The organism is Mycolicibacterium agri, from assembly GCF_002553505.1.
GTDB lineage: Bacteria > Actinomycetota > Actinomycetes > Mycobacteriales > Mycobacteriaceae > Mycobacterium > Mycobacterium agri.
Genome location: NZ_PDCP01000196.1, coordinates 1 through 1,710 on the forward strand (window position 1 = coordinate 1; position 1,710 = coordinate 1,710).

Annotated in this window: 2 protein-coding genes; both read right to left on the bottom strand. The window is 66.8% G+C overall.

Going from position 1 to position 1,710, the window contains the following annotated elements; all coding sequences use genetic code 11:
- Positions 1–73: 73 nt before the first annotated feature.
- A complete protein-coding gene (locus CQY20_RS33685; protein WP_097945706.1) occupies positions 74–499 on the bottom strand; it encodes a molybdenum cofactor biosynthesis protein MoaE in 426 nt (141 codons plus the stop codon).
- A gap of 90 nt (positions 500–589) precedes the next feature.
- Positions 590–1,552, bottom strand: coding sequence for a LysR family transcriptional regulator (locus CQY20_RS33690; protein WP_097945709.1), 963 nt, complete (start codon positions 1,550–1,552; stop codon positions 590–592).
- Between the last annotated feature and the right edge of the window lie 158 nt (positions 1,553–1,710).

Sequence of the window (1,710 nt, forward strand, 5' to 3'; positions counted from 1 at the left end):
CAACGACGCCACAGCGCACTCGGCGGCCTCCCACCGATCAGCCGACTGACACCAACGTCATGACTCGGTACACCTAGGCGGAGCCGACCCACTCGTCGGTGCTGTCAGCGAAGAACTGGTGTTTCCACACCGGCAGGCGGGCTTTGACGGCTTCCACCAGCAGCGCGCAGGTGTCAAAGGCTGCTCGTCGGTGATCGGCGGCGACGGCTACCACCAGCGCCGCCTCGCCGATCCGCAACGCACCGACACGATGGCTGGCGGCGACGGCGCTCACACCTTCAGCTTCGGCGGCAACTTCGGTGACGATATCGGCCAACGTTTGCTGTGCGCCGGGATGCGCCGAGTATTCCAGGCGCGTGACAGCTCGGCCGCCGTCGTGGTCGCGGATGACGCCACAGAACCCGACGATCGCCCCGGCTGTCGGACGAGAAACGAGCTGCTCGTGCTCGATGAGGCTGATGGGTTCCTCGGTCACCTCGGCCCGCAGAACATCTGTCATCGTGGGTCCTCCCGTATCCCGTTGTTCCTCGTCTGATCCGCGGTACTGCCGGAGCGCTGGAAACCGTCGCCCGTGGCCGGTCAGGCATCGTCAGCTCCAGAGCGTGACGTGGATCTTCGGCTTGAACCGCCTCACGCCGACGCCGGTGCCGCGCAACATCGCCTGTGTGCAGCGGGGCGTGGTGATGAACCGGACCAGCTCGGACACGGCCGGTTGGCGCGCGGCGGGCGTGAGCGTCATCGCGCACCACTCACCCGGGGTCTGCAAGCCGGGCCCCTTGACGTGGACGAGTCGTCCCGCCTCCAGATCCTTTGCCACCGTGATCCCGATCGCGAGGGTCACCGCCTTGGCGCGCTGCAATTCCTCCAAAGCCGCCGCGTCGTTCTGGAATATCCGCTGGCGTGCTTCAGGGATCGCCAAAGCTCTGAGCACTGAACCGATTTCGCCGTCGACGTTGCTGGCCGAGGGGCCGAGCATCCACTGCTGCTCACGCAGCAGCGACAGCGGGGCAGGCACGCTGGTCGCCGCCGGGTTGCCCGGCGCCGCGACCGTCAAGACGTGATACTGCAGGAACGGCCGCACCGTTATCGATTCGTCGTCGATGGGGCCGGCGACCGGACCCAGCGCAATGTCGACGGCGCGGGAGACGACCAGATCCTTGAACCGCCCGGGCGAGTGCACGCTGAGTTCCACGGACAGATCCTTGGCGCGCGAGGAAAACAGCTCGATGAGTCCGGGCGCGGCGTGCTCGGCGAATCCACTCGACGCGGCGATGCGCAGCAGTCGCCGCCCGCGCGAGGCTTCGTTGACTTCGATAGCGGTCTGCTGCTGCAGGCCGAGGATCTCCACCGCCCTGCTGGCCAGCCGCAGTCCGCCGGGCGTGAACGCGAGCCCCGACGACGTTCGGGAGAACAGCGGGTCGTCGAGTTCCTTGCGCAATTGCGCTACGTGCATTGATATTCCGGCATCCGACATGCCGAGCTCTTCCGCCGCGGCCCGTACCGAGCCCAGCCGAACGACTGATGCAAATGCCCGAAGTTGCGCCGGTGTCACGCGCTGAACGTACCCGAGGGCCAGTTAAGCGATTCCTTAAGGGGGGTGTTGAGAGCTCGCTTCGACTGCGTCTACCGTCGCAGACCGCGGTGTCGATCGCGGCTGAGATCATCGCGTGCCAGTGGGGTGGTGGCGGGCGTCCGCTGGCCCAGCTCGGT

What these genes read in the sequence shown, in the direction of transcription:
- CQY20_RS33685 (WP_097945706.1), bottom strand. Translation starts at nt 499, where the DNA reads ATGACAGATGTTCTGCGGGCCGAGGTGACCGAGGAACCCATCAGCCTC.